Source organism: Pseudoalteromonas sp. NZS100, from assembly GCF_015864815.1.
Classification (GTDB): Bacteria; Pseudomonadota; Gammaproteobacteria; order Enterobacterales; family Alteromonadaceae; genus Pseudoalteromonas; species Pseudoalteromonas distincta.
In genome coordinates this window covers 121,898-138,819 of record NZ_JADYWM010000009.1, presented here as the reverse complement: position 1 = coordinate 138,819, position 16,922 = coordinate 121,898, and the positions used below count along the sequence as shown (strand labels likewise).

Here is a 16,922-nt window from a genome sequence, read left to right as displayed (position 1 = left end):
ATTAAGGGGCGTATTTTATCGAAAACAAAACACCTTGCATAGTGTTTTTACGCCTAGACGTCTAAATAAAATTACTAATAACTTTTTGGTCTTAAAAAATATTCATAATGCCTCACTTTTATAGGGTTTTTAATTGCACACAGCCCCCACAATAAGTAAGAATGGTCGATATAAACAAACCCAAGTTACTTGGGTGCATAAACAAACACATAAATACCCGCGCAAATACACATAAAGGTAGGAGAATTCATGCCATCTCGCAAAGAACTTGCAAATGCTATTCGCGTCTTGTCAATGGACGCAGTACAAAAGGCCAAATCTGGTCACCCTGGAGCCCCTATGGGCATGGCTGATATCGCAGAAGTATTATGGCGCGATTATCTAAAACACAACCCAACAAATCCAGAGTGGGCTGACCGTGACAGATTTATTCTTTCAAACGGCCACGGTTCAATGCTTATCTATTCTCTATTGCACCTAAGTGGTTACGACTTACCACTGGACGAAATTAAAAACTTCCGTCAAATGCATTCTAAAACACCAGGTCACCCTGAATATGGCTATGCACCAGGAATCGAAACTACTACGGGTCCATTAGGTCAAGGGATCACAAATGCCGTAGGTATGGCAATTGCTGAAAAAGCGCTAGCTGCACAGTTTAACCGCGAAGGTCACGATATTGTTGATCACTTTACCTATGCATTTATGGGCGATGGCTGCCTTATGGAAGGTATTTCTCATGAAGCTGGTTCACTTGCAGGCACATTAGGTCTTGGTAAACTTGTTGCATTTTGGGATGACAACGGCATTTCAATCGATGGTGAAGTAGAAGGTTGGTTTACAGATGACACGCCAGCTCGCTTTAAAGCATACGGTTGGCATGTAATCAGTGGTGTTGATGGCCACGACAGCGATGCTATAAGTGCTGCAATTGCAGAAGCTAAAAGTGTTACCGATAAACCATCACTAATTTGTTGTAAAACAATTATTGGTTACGGCTCACCTAATAAATCTGGTAGCCACGATTGTCACGGTGCACCACTAGGTGATGACGAAATTAAAGCGTCTCGCGAATTCTTAGGTTGGACTGGCGATGCGTTCGAAATTCCTGGTGATATTTACGCACAATGGGATAGCAAAGAAAAAGGTCAGCAGCTTGAATCAAGCTGGGACGAAAAATTTGCAGCATACGCAAAAGCATACCCAGAGCTTGCAGCTGAATACAAGCGTCGTATTAATAACGAACTGCCTGGCGATTGGGCTGAAAAATCTCAAGCGTACATTGAGCAATTACAAGCAAACCCTGCAAACCCAGCGTCTCGTAAAGCATCACAAAATGCATTAAACGCATTTGGTCCGTTATTACCAGAATTTATGGGTGGTTCAGCCGATTTAGCAGGCTCAAACTTAACAATTTGGGATGGTTCTAAAGGCTTAACACACGACGATGCAAGCGGTAACTACATTTACTACGGTGTACGTGAGTTTGGTATGTCGGCAATTATGAATGGTATTGCCCTTCATAAAGGCTTTATTCCTTACGGTGCTACGTTCTTAATGTTTGTTGAATATGCAAAAAATGCCATACGTATGGCTGCATTAATGAAGCAACCAAGCATTTTTGTATACACGCACGATTCAATCGGTTTAGGTGAAGATGGTCCAACTCACCAACCAGTAGAGCAAATTGCAAGCATGCGTTTAACGCCTAACTTATACAACTGGCGCCCATGTGACCAAGTTGAGTCGGCAATTGCATGGCAACAAGCTATTGAGCGTAAAGACGGTCCTACATCGTTAATCTTTACTCGCCAAGGTCTTGAGCAACAAGCGCGTGACGCACAGCAATTAAGCGACGTTAAAAAGGGTGGTTACATCCTTAGCTGTGACGGCAACCCTGAAATTATTTTCATTGCAACGGGTTCTGAAGTGCAACTAGCACAAGATTCAGCAACTGAGCTACGCAGCCAAGGTAAAAAGGTACGTGTTGTATCTATGCCATGTACTGATGCCTTTGAAGATCAAAGCGCAGAGTATAAAGAAAGCGTATTACCGGCATCTGTTACACGCCGCGTAGCAGTAGAAGCAGGTATTGCTGACTACTGGTACAAGTACGTAGGTCTAAATGGCGCAGTAGTAGGTATGACTACCTTTGGTGAGTCAGCACCTGCTGGTGAGCTGTTTGAGCACTTTGGTTTTACAGTGGCAAACATTGTAAGCAAAGCAAACGAGCTTTTTTAATCGCTTTGATTAAATAAAGTAAGTAATTGAAAAACCCGCACATGTTGCGGGTTTTTTTATGCCCTAACATGAAGCAACTTCACCTTGAACAATGCTGCTTTCCTTGCAAGAAAGTAAGCTATCAGGCAAGGTAGTGCGATAAAATTTATAAATAAAAATCTTAAATTAATAGCAGGAGCTAAAAATGCCAAAGTTCGATAACGTAAGTGTAGTAAAAAAAGCCAATGTATATTTTGATGGAAAAGTGTCGAGCCGTACCGTTATTTTAGGTGATGGCGAAGCGAAAACGTTAGGCTTTATGCAACCTGGTGAGTTTGTTTTTGATACAAACCAAAAAGAATGCATGGAGCTTTTAGCTGGCCAATGGGATATTTTATTACCAGGGGCAAGTGAGTGGAAAACATTTAACGCGGGTGAATCGTTTAATGTTGATGCAAATGTAAGCTTTAAAGTAAAAGTATCTGATTTTGCTGACTACTGTTGTTCGTACACAGATTAATCAATACAGCTAGACGTCTGAAAGCCCATGCACTATGGGCTTTGCATAAACTTTGCACAACGCATGATTTAAATCACCAAAAACCGCAAATAAACCTCAAATATCTCTCTTTTTTCCTTGTGTTAATCTAAATAGCCCCCAATACTATTTATGAGGTAACAAATAAAAGGATACCCTATGAAAATTAATCTTTCTGGTCACCATGTTGAAGTTACTGACTCTATTAGAGAGCACATCAACGAAAAATTTTCAAAAATCGAGAGCCACTTTCCATCGCTTATTGCACTCGATATTATTTTGTCAAAAGAGCATCATAAAATCCAAGCTGAAATTAGCACTAATTACGAAGGCACGCGCATATCGGTAAAAGGGGAAAACGAAGTTATGTACCCTGCCATTGCAAGCGCAGCTAAAAAACTCGATGCGGCACTAAAACATCGAAAAGGGCAGATAAAAGCAAACTTACACGAAAAGCCTGTTAGCACTACACCTGAAATCGCACACGAGATCATCCAAGAGATGGATCTTAAATAAAATTTAGTTCCAAAGTATTGTAAAAAAGAGCCGTATGGCTCTTTTTTATTGCCTGTAATTTAGGTAAGTTATGCGTTCTTGCAGTTTATTAATTAAAAAAATTAATAAAAAGAACACACAACACACATATTTTGAGAAATTAATGCACACAACAAAAGCAGTATGGAAGTCTCGACTAGGTGCGCTTGGACCTGGAATACTCATGGCAACAGCCGCTATTGGCGGTTCTCACTTAGTTGCCTCTACGCAGGCTGGAGCAATATTTGGCTGGCAATTATTTTGGCTTATCCTCGTTGTTAATGTTTTAAAGTACCCGTTTTTTCGCTTTGGTATGGAATACACACTCGCCACTAAAAATAGCCTAGTGGAGGGCTATAAAAGCAAAGGCCCGTTTTATTTTTACAGTTTTATCGGTTTAAACATTGTAGCCGCCGTAGTGAATACCGCTGGCGTATTACTGCTTACCGCAAGCTTACTGCATTACGCGCTGCCCGTGGTTATTGAAGTAACCTTGCTTTGTTGGATGCTGCTGGGTGTATGTTTAGTTATATTGCTACTTGGACACTTTAAAGCGCTAGATAACGTTGCCAAAGGCATTATGGGGCTGCTTACGCTCGCTACTTTGATTGCCCTTGCCATTGCATTTAGTAACGGCCCAATGGCACCTGCTGATTATGTTGGCCCATCACCTTACGAGCTGGCTATGCTTAGCTTTATGGTGGCTTTAATGGGCTGGATGCCAGCGCCTATCGAAATATCTGCATTAAGTTCTTTATGGCTAAAAGAAAAACAAGCGCAGCAAACGGTGACTAAAGGCCAAGGCTTGTTCGATTTTAACGTAGGTTACTGGCTTACAGCAGGCTTAGCGCTGGTGTTTTTTAGCTTAGGTGTATTAGTGCAATACGGGCAAGCCAGCAGCATAGAACTCGGTGGTGTTGCCTTTGCCAAGCAGCTGATTGATATGTACGCGTTAACAATAGGGGAGTGGGCAAGGCCGCTTGTATCAGCAATCGCTTTTTTATGCATGTTTGGCACCACACTCACCGTGCTTGATGGCTACGCCCGCACGCTTAACGAATCTCATAAATTACTTGGCTTTGGGCAATCAAAACACAGCCTAAATATTTGGTTAATACTACAAGCACTTGCCGGCATGGCGGTTATTTTATTTTTTAAATCAGCCCTTGGCCCCATGCTTACCTTTGCAATGACGCTTTCATTTGTTACAACGCCTGTATTTGCATGGCTCAACTTTAGCCTTGTGCGATCAGAGCCTGATATTAAACACAGCGTGTTACTGCGCTGTTTAAGTTGGCTGGGTTTGGTGTATTTAGTTGGTTTTGCAGTAGCATTTGTAGTGTGGAAACTAGCATTCTAAATACAGCCACTTACTTTAGGGTTTTAATTAAAGCCCTCAAGCATTAAATTCTAGGATTAAACGAGGTATAAATGGATATTAGAATAGGTGAGCTTTCAAACCCACACGTTATAAAGTTACTACAAGCGCATCATAACGATATGCTAAAACACTCACCCGTTGAGAGCGTGCATGCACTTGATGTGAGTAAACTCACTCAGCCCGATATAACTTTTTATAGCTTATGGATTGATAATAATTTAGCGGGTGTTGGCGCTTTAAAAGCACTAAATACAACGCATGGCGAAATTAAATCAATGCGCACATCAAGCAACTATTTACGCCAAGGCATCGCTGCTAAATTGCTCACGCATATTATTGAGCAAGCGACCTTGCGAGGTTATAAAAAGTTAAGTTTAGAAACAGGCACTGCAAAGGCATTTTTACCCGCACAAAAGCTTTACGCTCAATTTGGCTTTAAAGAGTGCGAACCATTTGGTGATTATGAGTTAGATCCTTACAGCTTGTTTATGAGTAAAGCGCTTTAGCTAAAGCAAGAGATACCTGCGCCAATCGTTTAAAATCTTTAATTGAATTTATACGCTATCTGCGTATACTTTAATGTATGAAAAGCCTATTTGTTGAATCAAACATATTCGAAAAGTACCGAGAGTTGTACTTGAGTGATGACGAGTATCGTTTATTTCAAGCAGATCTAATGGTTAACCCAAAACAGGGCGATGTTATTCAAGGAACAGGCGGCTTACGTAAAATACGAGTTGCGAGCAAAGGAAAGGGTAAGCGTGGTGGTTCAAGAGTTATATATTATTACTTGGACGATAAAAGACGTTTTTATTTGCTCACTATTTACAGTAAAAACGAAGTCACCGATTTAACAGCAGATCAGAAAAAGCAATTAAAAGAATTCTTAGAGGTGTGGCGCAATGAGCAAACGTGATTTATTTTCAGAATTAACTACAGCACTTGTGGACGCTAAAGCGCATTCACAAGGTAAGCTTACGTTACGTTCTCATGCAGTAAAGGATATCAACGATCTTGCTATCTCACCTGATGAAATAGTAAATATTCGAGAAACATTTAATATGTCGCGTGGTGTGTTTGCTAACATTCTTCATACTTCAGCAAGAACGCTTGAAAACTGGGAACAAGGGCGAAGCGCACCAAATGGGCAAGCAATTACCTTGTTAAAGCTTGTGCAGCGACATCCTGAAACATTGAACCATATAGCTGAGTTGTAGGGTTTTAATAAGGTAGTGCGGACTGGATGCTTGCTCGTATATTTATTATTTATTGAAAAATGAACTGGTCATGCAAGAAGTTAATTTTATGTAGTGAGCGAAAAATGAATTTCGAATACGAAAAAGTTAGTCGTCACAATAAACATCGCTGAATTTATATTTTCCTTCGTATTTTTTAAAAAGTTTCGATTCTTTTAGTTTAGGTAAGTCCAAAATATCTAGATCATTTTCAGCCACTGTTTTTGATAGAAGCTTATACCTTGGTGAAATAGTTTCGTAAAACTCTGCGGTATTTATCTCTATGCTTTTTATAAGCCCTAAAGCTTCGTTGCCCCAGCTAACTAAAGATGAGTTGACTAATGCTGCGTTTTTATATTTTATTTGCTCTTTTTTTAAGGTGCCATGAGCGCGATATTTCTCTTCATAATCCCGAATACTCGCCTCCCTAGCTGTTTTTATTCTAGAAAGCTCAGCTTGCAAAGATGCATCAGGTAAACTTCTTTCATCAGCAATTTTAAAAGCTTCAGCATCATCATATTCTGAAAGTCTCAAATGTTCATATAGATCGAAAATTTGAACTTGAGATTCTCTAAGCTCAAAAGAGATACAGTAAAAAGAAGATATATCATTTAGCAAAATAGCGCTTAAGTTGTATTTTTTTTCATTAACCCAAGTGTTTCTTACTTTCCAAGCTATACAGGCTAAAGCGATAGTTGCTACCATTATTACAAAGGTACTGATAGAAGTTATCCAGTTAGCAAGGCTATCCTGTTTAAATTTGCTCAGTAATATATCCATAATTGAATTCGTAGAAATACCCACGATAAATCCAATTAATATGAGAAGAGTACAAACAAGCCATTCATTTGAATAAATACTTTTTTTCATGTTATTCCTTTAACTCAGCTCTTTTATCGCTTTACTTATTCCATCTAAACTCAGCGGGTACATTCTATTACCCATTAACTCTTTTATAAAGCCAATTGATTGATAGTACGGCCAGTGTTCAACGGGTTGTGGGTTGAGCCAGGCGACTTTATCAAAGTGATTTGTTATACGTTGCAACCATGCACTGCCGGGCTCTTCGTTGTAATGTTCTACGGAGCCGCCAGGGTAGGCTATTTCGTAAGGTCCCATAGTGGCATCGCCAACAAATATTACTTTATAGTCGCTGGTAAATTTATTAATCAGTGTCATGGTGTCTATTACGTTTGAATGGCGGCGCGCGTTGTCTTGCCAGACGTGCTCGTATAAACAGTTATGAAAGTAGTAAAACTCTAAGTGTTTAAACTCGCTGTGAGCGGCGCTAAATAGCTCTTCGCAGGTGTGGATATAGTCATCCATTGATCCGCCAATATCAAACAGCATCAATACTTTTACTGCATTGTGGCGTTCGGGTGCCATTTTTACATCAAGCATGCCGCCTTGTTTGGCAGTAGCGCGAATAGTCTCGTTTAAATCAAGCGTGTCGCTTGCGCCTGTGCGGGCAAACTTACGTAACTTTTTAAGGGCGAGCTTAACTGTGCGCGAACTAATTTCTCTGTCGGTGTCGAGGTTTTTGTATTCTCGTTTATCCCACACTTTTACTGCTTGGCGGTTACGGTTGCCGTCTTGCCCTATACGCACACCTTCTGGGTTATAGCCGTATGCACCAAAAGGTGATGTGCCGCCAGTACCTACCCATTTATTACCGCCAGCGTGGCGTTTTTGTTGCTCTTCTAAACGCTCTTTTAAGGTTTTCATAAGCTCGTCGAGCCCGCCCATGGCTTTAAGTTGGGCTTTTTCTTCATCGCTTAGGTTTTTTTCAAACTCTTTACGTAGCCAATCTTCAGGTAAGTTGTGCTGTTGCTTTAAACTCTCGAGCAAATCAAGGTCGGCAATACCGCTAAAGTAGTCGCTAAAGGCTTTGTCGAATCGATCAAAGTGCGTTTCATCTTTTACCATGATGGTGCGTGCTAAATGGTAAAAGGCGTCTACGTCGGCAAATATAACGCCTTTTTTTAAGGCGTTTATTAAATCGAGTAACTCGCGCAGGCTTACAGGCAAGCGGTATTCACGTAATTTGAAGAAAAACGCAATCAACATCTTAGCGACGACTCATAAACGCGAGCTTTTCGATTAGGCTTATGTCTTGCTCATTTTTAAGTAATGCGCCAAACATTGGCATTAATCCGCCTTTTTTAGCTTTGTCGTGCAGTGTTTTAGCGTCTATGTCTTCAGCCATTAAAAGCTTTAACCAATCGAGTAATTCGCTGGTGGAGGGCTTCTTTTTAAGGCCATTGGCTTCACGTAAGTTAAAAAACACCTCAAGTGCTTGGCGTACTAAATCTTGTTTAACGTTAGGGTAGTGCACGTCAATAATTTGCTGCATTTCATCGCTGCTAGGAAAATCAATGTAATGAAAAAAGCAGCGGCGTAAAAATGCGTCCGGCAATTCTTTTTCGTTATTCGATGTGATGATCACAATAGGGCGCTCTTTTGCGACAATGCGCTCGTTAGTCTCATAAACATGAAACTCCATTTTATCGAGCTCAAGTAGTAAGTCGTTTGGAAACTCTATGTCGGCTTTGTCTATTTCATCAATTAAAAGCACTGGGCGTTTGCCGTTAAGCTCTGCATACGTAAATGCCTGCCAAAGCTTACCTTTAACGATGTAGTTACTAATGTTGTGTACACGCTCGTCACCTAATTGACTGTCGCGCAGGCGCGAAACCGCATCGTACTCGTATAAGCCTTGCTGCGCTTTTGTGGTCGATTTTATATGCCACTGAATAAGCGTGGTATCTAAGCTTTTAGCCAACTCCTCAGCCAGCATGGTTTTACCTGTGCCAGGTTCGCCTTTAATTAAAAGTGGTTTTTCGAGCATAATGGCAGCATTTACAGCTTGTTTAAGCGCGCTACTCGCTATGTAATTGTCAGTTGAATTAAATTGCACGGTGTACCCTTGTCTGGTCTGAGCAGTAAGTTATTTTGTTATAATGCCATAGTTAAGCAGCAGGTCCAATATAAGCAAAACGCTGTTTGACCTCACCTTCTTTTTCAACAGTTTCTAAAAACATACTAAGTGGGCGCGCCCATATACCAAATTCACCATAAAGTGCTTGGTAAATCACAAGTTGTTCCTCGGTTTCGCTATGGGTGGCAACATGAATAACTTTATATTGCGGGCCTTTGTAGTGTTGGTATATGCCTGGTTTTAGGGAAAGTGGTTTTATTGCTGTAGTCATGTTTTGATCTCTTGTATAATTTGGCTTTGCACTTTTAATGTTAACTAATTTGCCAATACTATGAACTATATTTCTTTAGATGATTACAAAAAGGCGTGGGTTTTTCGCCACAAAGATTTACCTGTATCTGATGAAGACGCAGCAAAAATAAAGCCTATGAGCGACGAGCGCGCAGCCGTACTTTGGACAACCATGGTGAGCCGTGAGTTTGATCACCCTGATTTTTTTGAAGACACCGATTGGTGTGGTCAAGAAAAAAGCTTTAGCCAAGAAGTAGATTGGCAAGATGCGTGGGAAAATGGCGATGCGTTACCACCAGAAGCAATCTTAACGTTTTTAGATTGGGAAGCTAACACCACGGTTTATTTTTGTATGGCACGCGATAATATTATCGAAACAACATTTGATGTATTTAAACGCAATTGGCAAAACTTTATGTTTTTAGCTGATGGCAGTTTATTGATTGGTAAAAAGCGTAATACGGTTGTGCAATTTTTAGAATCAGGTAAAGCAAAATTAGGTGAAAAGCCAAGCGCTTAAAATAGTGCGCTGCGCTTAAAAAACATTCAATACTGTGTTATAAAACATTTACCTGAATATTTTTGAGTACAGCTTTTGGTCGCTAAAAATCAGTCACTTGGTGCTCAACAGCAAGTTGAAATTTGGCAAACTGATGCACAAAAAGTGTTGTATGCACAATTGTGCAATGCGTTTTATCAGCGTGAGGTTCAGCGATTAGTTGCAGAGCCTAATGCCGATAAACTGCGCCGCCAGTTAAAAAGCCTACCTTATTATATTGAGCGAGCGGCAACGTTAGTTGCCAATGGTGACACGCCTTTTACGCTTGATGCACAAAATGGTACGTGGCTTGAAAAGCAAAAACCGACCCCACCCGATGTGAATGTTCAAGCTAATGAACTTTTTTATCAAACGTATGCCAAAGTGGGGCTTATTGTGCCCGTTATATTGCATGGCTACGATCAGGTGCGTCTTAGAATAGACAGTATCGATCAGTTAGGCGAAAATAAGCTGCATTGTAACGAGCTTGGTTGGTTTGATTTTTTAGGAAATGGGTTAGAGCAGCAAAATGCTCAGCTAATAAAGCCAAGTAAAGTGAGTTTAACCGCTGCATGTTGCGGGCATCAGTGGCAATTTTCGAAGCGTTGTATGCCACGGGTTTTATCACTACGCGAAATGCTTTTAGCGGGTAGTATTAATTGGCGCAATTTAAAGCGCCCCTTAGCGTATTAAAGTTAAGGTATTTGGAATTTAAAATAAGGAGTGTTAAATGCGTATTTTTCAAGTTGGCTTACTGTGCTTAGCACTGTTTGTACAATACAGGTTATGGTTTGGTCATAATGGTTTACAAGACTACACACGACTAAAAGGTGCAGTAACGTCGCATCATCAAACCAACGAAAAACTCATTAAACGTAATAAAGTACTCAAAGCAGATATTGAAGACTTAAAGCTTGGCCAAGAAGGCATTGAAGAGCGTGCACGCAACGAATTGGGAATGATTAAACCGGACGAAACATTTATTCGTGTTTTACCGGGCAAACAATATGACAAATAAACAGACTATTGCAGCAATTGTACCTGCTGCGGGTGTTGGCAGTAGAATGCAGCACAATGCGCCTAAGCAATATATACAATTAGCCGGTAAAACCATTTTAGAACACACCTTAGCTAAACTTTCTCAATTACCTCAATTACGCACTATTGTTGTTGCCCTTAGCGACAGCGACCCCTATTTTGACGAACTCCCACTGCTTGATAATCGCATTGTGCGAGCCAGTGGCGGAAAAGAGCGAGCCGACTCGGTGCTCAATAGCTTGCTTTTTTTAGCGCCTACCCCACCAACATGGGTGCTTGTACATGATGCTGCACGCCCGTTAGTTAATATCAGTGATATAGAACGTTTAATTGATGAATGTATACGCGCTGATGAAGGCGGTATTTTAGCTAGCAAAGTAAAAGACACTATAAAACGTGGCCACACTCATGCCCTACAAACTGTGCCACGAGACGATTTATGGCAAGCACTTACCCCGCAGTTTTTTAAATATGACGAGCTTAAAAATGCACTGCAAAACGCATTAGCAAGCGGGGCTACTATTACCGATGAAGCCAGTGCAATTGAGTGGGCGGGTAAACCGGTTAAGCTTGTAGCAGGTCGTAGCGATAATATTAAAATAACCACGCCAGAGGATTTAGACCTGGCTGGGTTTTTATTACATAAACAACAAAACGAGAGTGGATTATGATACGAATTGGCCATGGTTTTGACGTACATAAATTTGGCGGCGAAGGCCCGTTAACTATTTGTGGTGAAAAAATTGATTACCCACAGGGCTTTTTAGCGCACTCAGATGGTGATGTTGCTATTCATGCATTATGCGATGCTATTTTAGGCTCACTTGCAATGGGTGATATTGGTAAGCACTTTCCCGATACGGCTAGCGAGTATGAAAATATCGATAGCCGTATTTTACTTCGCCATGTGGTGGGCTTAGCTAGAGAACAAGGTTATGTACTTGGTAATGGCGATGTGACTATTGTTGCTCAGGCACCAAAAATGTTGCCACATATTCAAGCTATGCGCGCTAATTTAGCCAGCGATTTAAATTGCGACCTTAGCCAAATTAACGTTAAAGCCACTACTACCGAAAAGCTAGGCTTTGAAGGGCGCAAAGAAGGTATTTCTAGTCATGCAGTAGTTATTATGAGTAAAGAGCTTGCGAGTACAAAAAACGCATGAGCGATTTAAATTATTTATACGGTGCACCGCTTTCTAAAGCTGATTTTAAAACCACAGCTGAAGACTTTATGGTTGATGAAGACTTAGGTATAGAATTTACCGGCAGTGGCGAACACGTGTGTTTGCAGGTGGTTAAAAAAGGCGAAAACACGCAATACGTTGCAAAGCTAATTGCGCAGCGTGCGGGTGTTTCACCGCGAGACGTAAGCTATGCAGGCATGAAAGATCGCCACGGTGTGTGTTCGCAGTGGTTTAGTGTAAAAGTACCAATTAAAAAGCCTATCGATTTTAGTGATTTAAATAGTGAGAGTATTTTTATTGTGTCGCAACAGCGCCACGACCGTAAGTTGCGTACGGGCTGCCACAAAGGTAATAAATTTACTATTACGCTTCGTAACGTAACCAACCCTCTTGATATTTTATGTCGTATTAACGCAGTACGCGCAGGTGTGCCTAATTATTTTGGCGAACAGCGCTTTGGGCATGGCGGTCATAACTTAGTTATGGCTGAAAAAATGTTTGCCGGTGAGCGTATTCGCGATAAAAAGTTGCGCGGTATTATTATTTCAGCAGCACGATCGCATGTATTTAATCAGTTAGTAAGCCTACGTGTAAAAGAGCATGGTTTAGCTAAAACAATGCACCGTGAAGTATTTATGCTCAGCGGCAGCAATGCATTTTTTGAAGATGCAATTAATGACGAAAACATAGAGCGATTAGCCACCGGTGATATTATGATGTCGGCACCTATGGTGGGAAAAAGCGAAAAAGGCTTAACCGAACAAGAAAAAATATGGCTCGAACCTTTCCAAACATGGTGCGATGGCTTGGGTGAATTAGGCCTTAAAAATGAGCGCCGAATGCTGCGCTTAATTCCACAAAACTTAACCGTTGAAACACTTGATGAAACCACACTAAAACTAAGCTTTGGTTTGCCAAAAGGGTGTTTTGCAACCGCATTATTACGTGAGCTGGTGGATTACACTGATGCTAGCCCTCGAGAGCGCAAAGAAAAGGATAATGGCATAAATGAAGATACTGTTAAGTAACGATGATGGCGTAAATGCCAAAGGCATTGCGGTTTTATATCAGGCGCTTATACAAATTGCAGATGTAACCCTTGTTGCACCTGATCGCAACTGTAGTGGCGCGAGTAATTCTTTAACACTTATGAACCCGCTACGAGCGACTACACTCGAAAATGGTTTTATGTCAGTTAATGGCACACCCACTGATTGCGTACATTTAGGCGTAAATCAGTTAGCTGATGAAAAGCCAGATCTAGTTGTTGCAGGTATTAACCATGGTGCCAATTTGGGTGATGACACGCTTTATTCCGGTACTGTTGCCGCTGCAACTGAAGGTCGCCATTTAGGTCTGCCTGCAATTGCGGTATCGCTTTGCTCACATAATGGCGATCATTTTGAAACAGCCGCTGCAGTTACCGTCAATATTATTAAAGGCTTGGCTTCACATCCGCTTCCAAAAGATCAAATAATAAATATTAATGTGCCAGATATTCCATTAAGTGAATTAAAAGGGGTGCAAGTAACACGTTTAGGTGCTCGTCATAAAGCCGAAACGATGACGAAACAAACCGATCCTTGGGGCCGTGATATTTATTGGTACGGATCGCTTGGCACCGAAAGCGATGCTGGTGAAGGCACCGACTTTTACGCAATCAATAATGGCTATGCCTCAGTTACGCCACTGAGTGTTGATATGACAGCTAAAGATAGCTTAAAGGCAGTAGGAGAATGGTTAGCCGATTTGGAGATTAATCGTGCTCGCTAATTATACCCGCAGTGCAAAAGCGCTTTCTGACTTACTAAAGCGTGAAGGTGTTGAAGATACGCAAGTACTTAGTGCTATAGCTGATATTCCGCGCCATATTTTTATAGATGATGTGCTAAAACACAAAGCTTATGAAAATACAGCGCTCCCTATTGGGCAAGGGCAAACAATTTCTCAGCCTTACATAGTAGCGCGCATGACAGAGCTACTTCGTTTAGCTGGTGTGCGCAATAAAGTGTTAGAAATAGGTACAGGATCTGGGTATCAAACTGCAATATTGGCCAAAACGTTTACAAAGGTTTACTCGGTAGAGCGTATTAAAACACTTCAGTGGCAGGCAAAAAGACGTTTGCAGCAACTCGATTTATATAATGTAACCATGAAGCATGGCGATGGTTGGCAAGGCTGGCAATCACAAGCACCGTTTGATGGTATTATAGTGACTGCTGCGGCCTCTAAAGTTCCGCAAGACTTACTTGCTCAGTTGGCCGATGGTGGCGTGTTATTAGCCCCAATTGGTGAGAGCGATCAAAAATTAGTAATGGTTATCCGCAAAGGCGATAATTATAAAGAGCATGTTATTGCTCCCGTTAGATTTGTGCCGTTAGTACCTGGCGATATTGAATAGGAATTCATTTTGAAGTTGTTTACCAAGTTATACGATATGGCCCTAGTGTGGGCAAAACACCGTCATGCGGAACGTTACTTAGCTGCTATGAGCTTTGCAGAATCAGTTTTTTTCCCGATACCACCCGATGTAATGCTTGCACCTATGTCGCTTGCGCAACCAAACAAAGCATGGCGATTTGCAAGCTTTGCCACAATAGCATCGGTTATTGGTGGAGTGGTTGGTTACTTACTTGGTTTTTGGCTATTTGAACCCGTTGTAGAGCCATTGATTGCACAAATGCACTGGCAAGAAAAGTTTGATATAGCGCTAAACTGGTTTAAGGATTACGGTGTTTGGGTTGTGTTTTTAGCTGGTTTTTCGCCAATACCATATAAAGTATTTACGATTGGCGCAGGTGTTTTACAAATGGCATTTTTGCCATTTTTAATAGCATCAGCCATTGGGCGCGGTGCGCGATTCTTTTTAGTTTCAGCCTTAATGAAGTGGGGCGGGGCTCAAATGGAGCGAAAATTACGTCAGTATATTGAAATACTTGGTTGGGGATTAGTGGTATTAATTGCGCTAGCTTACTTTTTATTGCGTTAAGCGTAAAAAATATTAATTGTCTAATATAAAGGAAAAATACAATGAGTAAGCAGTTCTTACTGTATATAGCTATATTTATTAGTATTTTTCTCTTTGGTTGTTCTTCTCGCCATGTTCCTGCACCTGTTAGCAGCCTAAATAATAATGTTAATGATTTAGGCCATACTATTAACATTAATGGGAGTAGTTATAAAGTGCAAAAAGGGGATACACTTTACTCTATTGCCTTTAGTGCTGGGCAAGACTTTAGGGAGTTGGCAAAAAATAATTCAATTTCATCACCTTACACAATTTTCCCAGGGCAAAACATCTCCTTAATCCCCAAGCCCGAAAAAACAAAAAGGGATGAAAAATATACGAATCCGAGTAAAAAGTCTATAAAAAATTCACAAAAAAATAACAAAATTTTAAAGAAAGAGCTTGATCCCCCAAAACAACGAGAGTATGTTCAGAAACAAGCCAGTAACAAAATTAGTAATACTAAACGTTTGTCGAGCAGTAAAGTTAAGTGGTTTTGGCCTGCAAAGGGCAAAATTACCAAACGCTTCTCTAATAAGGAAAACGGTTATAAAGGTTTACAGATTACTAATCGCAAAGGGGCTTCAGTCTTAGCTGCGGCACAAGGAACAGTGGTATACGCGGGTAACGCCCTTCGAGGTTATGGCAGTTTAATCATATTGAAACATAATGATGATTACCTAAGTGCTTACGCACATAACTCGAAATTACTTGTTAAAGAAAAGCAGAAGGTTAAGGCAGGACAAAAAATAGCAGAAATTGGTAATTCAGAATCTCCGGTCACCGCGCTTCGCTTTGAAATTCGCTACCGAGGGCAAGCTGTCAATCCTGCTAAATACCTACCCTAATTTTTAGGTATTGATAATTGCTCGGGAGAAGGCTTATGGCTAGCGCAGCAAAACTTGACAAACATACTACGACTGACGAAAAATTCGATGACATCGATGTTGATGAAAGCACAGCTCTACTAGATAAAGTAGACGACGATGAAATCTTTGCTAAAGAAGAAGTAACTAAAAATCTTGACGCAACTCAACTTTATTTAGGCGAAATTGGTTTTTCTCCTTTGCTAAGTGCTGAAGAAGAAGTGTTTTTTTCTCGCAAATCACTTCGAGGGTGTGAAGCCTCACGTAAACGTATGATTGAAAGTAACTTACGTTTGGTTGTTAAAATAGCACGTCGTTACAATAATCGCGGCCTTGCTCTACTTGATTTAATTGAAGAGGGTAACTTAGGCTTAATTCGCGCAGTTGAAAAATTTGACCCTGAGCGTGGATTTAGATTCTCTACTTACGCTACATGGTGGATACGTCAAACAATTGAACGTGCCATTATGAACCAAACGCGTACCATTCGCTTACCTATTCATGTAGTTAAAGAGCTTAATGTTTATTTACGTACAGCGCGTGAGTTAACTCAAAAGCTTGACCATGAGCCAACAGCTGACGAAATTGCAGCTTGCCTAGATAGACCCGTTGAAGACGTTACTAAAATGCTACGTTTAAACGAAAGAATTGCATCAGTAGACATGCCTATTGGCAGTGAAAACGATAGTGTTTTACTTGATATCATCCCTGATGAAAAAAGTTTTGGTCCTGAAGGCGAAGTACAAAATAATGATATTAATAAACATATTGTAGATTGGTTAGGAGAATTAAACCCTAAACAACGTGAAGTGTTAGCACGTCGATTTGGACTGCTTGGCTATGAGCCATCTACACTTGAAGATGTAGGTCGTGAAATAGGCTTAACACGTGAGCGTGTAAGACAAATCCAGGTAGAGGCATTACGTCGTCTAAAAGACATTTTGCAACAAGAAGGTTTAAGTACAGATAGCTTGTTTAATCAGTTTTCGTAGCTAGTTAAATAGTATAAGAGACTATGTGTGTTAAAAAGCCGAAGAATTTATTCTTCGGCTTTTTTTATGCTTGTAAATTAGATGATATAATACCAATCTGCTTATATATGGGGTCTATTTAACGTTAAGAAAATTACGCTAGAACTAGGCAAAAATTT

At 40.6% G+C, this 16,922-nt stretch carries 22 protein-coding genes; 18 read left to right on the top strand and 4 right to left on the bottom strand.

Annotation, left to right across the window (positions count from 1 at the left end; all coding sequences use genetic code 11):
• The first annotated feature begins 249 nt into the window (after window positions 1-249).
• From tkt to I6E69_RS11450, 7 genes are all read left to right on the top strand, one after another.
• Window positions 250-2,241 carry a transketolase gene (gene tkt, locus I6E69_RS11480; RefSeq protein WP_197121288.1) on the top strand — a complete coding sequence of 664 codons (1,992 nt, stop codon included), beginning with the start codon at window positions 250-252 and terminating at the stop codon, window positions 2,239-2,241.
• A gap of 184 nt (window positions 2,242-2,425) precedes the next feature.
• A complete protein-coding gene (locus tag I6E69_RS11475; protein ID WP_002958974.1) occupies window positions 2,426-2,740 on the top strand; it encodes a pyrimidine/purine nucleoside phosphorylase in 315 nt (104 codons plus the stop codon).
• Window positions 2,741-2,917: 177 nt separating this feature from the next.
• The gene (gene raiA, locus I6E69_RS11470) at window positions 2,918-3,274 is read left to right on the top strand and encodes a ribosome-associated translation inhibitor RaiA (RefSeq protein WP_007376058.1); all 357 of its coding nucleotides are present in this window, start codon (window positions 2,918-2,920) and stop codon (window positions 3,272-3,274) included.
• Between the two features lie 202 nt (window positions 3,275-3,476).
• Window positions 3,477-4,652, top strand: coding sequence for an NRAMP family divalent metal transporter (locus tag I6E69_RS11465; protein ID WP_197121305.1), 1,176 nt, complete (start codon window positions 3,477-3,479; stop codon window positions 4,650-4,652).
• A 71-nt stretch (window positions 4,653-4,723) separates the two neighbouring features.
• Window positions 4,724-5,179: a GNAT family N-acetyltransferase gene (locus tag I6E69_RS11460; RefSeq protein ID WP_197121287.1), complete on the top strand. Its 456-nt coding sequence runs from the start codon at window positions 4,724-4,726 to the stop codon at window positions 5,177-5,179.
• Window positions 5,180-5,256: 77 nt separating this feature from the next.
• Window positions 5,257-5,589: a type II toxin-antitoxin system RelE/ParE family toxin gene (locus I6E69_RS11455; RefSeq protein ID WP_039486712.1), complete on the top strand. Its 333-nt coding sequence runs from the start codon at window positions 5,257-5,259 to the stop codon at window positions 5,587-5,589.
• Window positions 5,576-5,890, top strand: coding sequence for a DNA-binding transcriptional regulator (locus tag I6E69_RS11450; protein ID WP_039486714.1), 315 nt, complete (start codon window positions 5,576-5,578; stop codon window positions 5,888-5,890). The genes I6E69_RS11455 and I6E69_RS11450 overlap by 14 nt, the downstream gene beginning before the upstream one ends.
• A gap of 126 nt (window positions 5,891-6,016) precedes the next feature.
• On the opposite strand, the gene I6E69_RS11445 is transcribed toward I6E69_RS11450, so the two are convergent.
• From I6E69_RS11445 to I6E69_RS11430, 4 genes are read right to left on the bottom strand one after another with little or no spacing between them, the layout of a single operon-like run.
• Complete coding sequence (locus tag I6E69_RS11445) at window positions 6,017-6,778, bottom strand: hypothetical protein (RefSeq protein ID WP_002958969.1); 762 nt, start codon at window positions 6,776-6,778, stop codon at window positions 6,017-6,019.
• 9 nt (window positions 6,779-6,787) lie between these two features.
• Window positions 6,788-7,975, bottom strand: coding sequence for a VWA domain-containing protein (locus I6E69_RS11440; RefSeq protein WP_197121286.1), 1,188 nt, complete (start codon window positions 7,973-7,975; stop codon window positions 6,788-6,790).
• A 1-nt stretch (window position 7,976) separates the two neighbouring features.
• Window positions 7,977-8,825 (bottom strand): MoxR family ATPase, encoded by an 849-nt coding sequence (locus I6E69_RS11435; RefSeq protein WP_024610526.1) that lies wholly within the window; start codon window positions 8,823-8,825, stop codon window positions 7,977-7,979.
• A gap of 52 nt (window positions 8,826-8,877) precedes the next feature.
• Window positions 8,878-9,117, bottom strand: coding sequence for a DUF1653 domain-containing protein (locus tag I6E69_RS11430; RefSeq protein ID WP_138489539.1), 240 nt, complete (start codon window positions 9,115-9,117; stop codon window positions 8,878-8,880).
• 60 nt (window positions 9,118-9,177) lie between these two features.
• Between I6E69_RS11430 and I6E69_RS11425 the strand changes: the two genes are divergently transcribed.
• From I6E69_RS11425 to rpoS, 11 genes are all read left to right on the top strand, one after another.
• Window positions 9,178-9,657, top strand: coding sequence for a DUF2947 domain-containing protein (locus tag I6E69_RS11425; protein ID WP_002958965.1), 480 nt, complete (start codon window positions 9,178-9,180; stop codon window positions 9,655-9,657).
• 75 nt (window positions 9,658-9,732) lie between these two features.
• The gene (locus tag I6E69_RS11420) at window positions 9,733-10,368 is read left to right on the top strand and encodes a hypothetical protein (RefSeq protein WP_002958964.1); all 636 of its coding nucleotides are present in this window, start codon (window positions 9,733-9,735) and stop codon (window positions 10,366-10,368) included.
• A 37-nt stretch (window positions 10,369-10,405) separates the two neighbouring features.
• Window positions 10,406-10,693, top strand: coding sequence for a cell division protein FtsB (gene ftsB, locus I6E69_RS11415; RefSeq protein ID WP_002958963.1), 288 nt, complete (start codon window positions 10,406-10,408; stop codon window positions 10,691-10,693).
• Complete coding sequence (gene ispD / locus I6E69_RS11410) at window positions 10,683-11,384, top strand: 2-C-methyl-D-erythritol 4-phosphate cytidylyltransferase (protein ID WP_197121285.1); 702 nt, start codon at window positions 10,683-10,685, stop codon at window positions 11,382-11,384. Before ftsB ends, ispD begins: the two co-directional genes overlap by 11 nt.
• The gene (gene ispF, locus I6E69_RS11405) at window positions 11,381-11,878 is read left to right on the top strand and encodes a 2-C-methyl-D-erythritol 2,4-cyclodiphosphate synthase (RefSeq protein ID WP_197121284.1); all 498 of its coding nucleotides are present in this window, start codon (window positions 11,381-11,383) and stop codon (window positions 11,876-11,878) included. Before ispD ends, ispF begins: the two co-directional genes overlap by 4 nt.
• A complete protein-coding gene (gene truD, locus I6E69_RS11400) occupies window positions 11,875-12,927 on the top strand; it encodes a tRNA pseudouridine(13) synthase TruD (protein WP_165743874.1) in 1,053 nt (350 codons plus the stop codon). The genes ispF and truD overlap by 4 nt, the downstream gene beginning before the upstream one ends.
• A complete protein-coding gene (gene surE / locus I6E69_RS11395) occupies window positions 12,908-13,672 on the top strand; it encodes a 5'/3'-nucleotidase SurE (RefSeq protein WP_024600608.1) in 765 nt (254 codons plus the stop codon). Before truD ends, surE begins: the two co-directional genes overlap by 20 nt.
• The gene (locus I6E69_RS11390) at window positions 13,662-14,300 is read left to right on the top strand and encodes a protein-L-isoaspartate(D-aspartate) O-methyltransferase (RefSeq protein WP_002958958.1); all 639 of its coding nucleotides are present in this window, start codon (window positions 13,662-13,664) and stop codon (window positions 14,298-14,300) included. Before surE ends, I6E69_RS11390 begins: the two co-directional genes overlap by 11 nt.
• Before the next feature lie 9 nt (window positions 14,301-14,309).
• The gene (locus I6E69_RS11385) at window positions 14,310-14,888 is read left to right on the top strand and encodes a YqaA family protein (protein WP_002958957.1); all 579 of its coding nucleotides are present in this window, start codon (window positions 14,310-14,312) and stop codon (window positions 14,886-14,888) included.
• 41 nt (window positions 14,889-14,929) lie between these two features.
• A complete protein-coding gene (locus tag I6E69_RS11380; RefSeq protein ID WP_197121283.1) occupies window positions 14,930-15,754 on the top strand; it encodes a peptidoglycan DD-metalloendopeptidase family protein in 825 nt (274 codons plus the stop codon).
• A gap of 35 nt (window positions 15,755-15,789) precedes the next feature.
• Window positions 15,790-16,764, top strand: a complete 975-nt coding sequence (rpoS, locus tag I6E69_RS11375) for an RNA polymerase sigma factor RpoS (protein WP_138489536.1) — start codon at window positions 15,790-15,792, stop codon at window positions 16,762-16,764.
• Window positions 16,765-16,922 lie beyond the last annotated feature (158 nt).

Bases quoted from the DNA above. Each gene is read 5' to 3' on its own strand.
- tkt (WP_197121288.1), top strand. From the start codon at position 250: ATGCCATCTCGCAAAGAACTTGCAAATGCTATTCGCGTCTTGTCAATG.
- I6E69_RS11475 (WP_002958974.1), top strand. From the start codon at position 2,426: ATGCCAAAGTTCGATAACGTAAGTGTAGTAAAAAAAGCCAATGTATAT.
- raiA (WP_007376058.1), top strand. From the start codon at position 2,918: ATGAAAATTAATCTTTCTGGTCACCATGTTGAAGTTACTGACTCTATT.
- I6E69_RS11465 (WP_197121305.1), top strand. From the start codon at position 3,477: ATGGCAACAGCCGCTATTGGCGGTTCTCACTTAGTTGCCTCTACGCAG.
- I6E69_RS11460 (WP_197121287.1), top strand. From the start codon at position 4,724: ATGGATATTAGAATAGGTGAGCTTTCAAACCCACACGTTATAAAGTTA.
- I6E69_RS11455 (WP_039486712.1), top strand. From the start codon at position 5,257: ATGAAAAGCCTATTTGTTGAATCAAACATATTCGAAAAGTACCGAGAG.
- I6E69_RS11450 (WP_039486714.1), top strand. From the start codon at position 5,576: ATGAGCAAACGTGATTTATTTTCAGAATTAACTACAGCACTTGTGGAC.
- I6E69_RS11445 (WP_002958969.1), bottom strand. From the start codon at position 6,778: ATGAAAAAAAGTATTTATTCAAATGAATGGCTTGTTTGTACTCTTCTC.
- I6E69_RS11440 (WP_197121286.1), bottom strand. From the start codon at position 7,975: ATGTTGATTGCGTTTTTCTTCAAATTACGTGAATACCGCTTGCCTGTA.
- I6E69_RS11430 (WP_138489539.1), bottom strand. From the start codon at position 9,117: ATGACTACAGCAATAAAACCACTTTCCCTAAAACCAGGCATATACCAA.
- I6E69_RS11425 (WP_002958965.1), top strand. From the start codon at position 9,178: ATGAACTATATTTCTTTAGATGATTACAAAAAGGCGTGGGTTTTTCGC.
- ftsB (WP_002958963.1), top strand. From the start codon at position 10,406: ATGCGTATTTTTCAAGTTGGCTTACTGTGCTTAGCACTGTTTGTACAA.
- ispD (WP_197121285.1), top strand. From the start codon at position 10,683: ATGACAAATAAACAGACTATTGCAGCAATTGTACCTGCTGCGGGTGTT.
- ispF (WP_197121284.1), top strand. From the start codon at position 11,381: ATGATACGAATTGGCCATGGTTTTGACGTACATAAATTTGGCGGCGAA.
- truD (WP_165743874.1), top strand. From the start codon at position 11,875: ATGAGCGATTTAAATTATTTATACGGTGCACCGCTTTCTAAAGCTGAT.
- surE (WP_024600608.1), top strand. From the start codon at position 12,908: ATGAAGATACTGTTAAGTAACGATGATGGCGTAAATGCCAAAGGCATT.
- I6E69_RS11380 (WP_197121283.1), top strand. From the start codon at position 14,930: ATGAGTAAGCAGTTCTTACTGTATATAGCTATATTTATTAGTATTTTT.
- rpoS (WP_138489536.1), top strand. From the start codon at position 15,790: ATGGCTAGCGCAGCAAAACTTGACAAACATACTACGACTGACGAAAAA.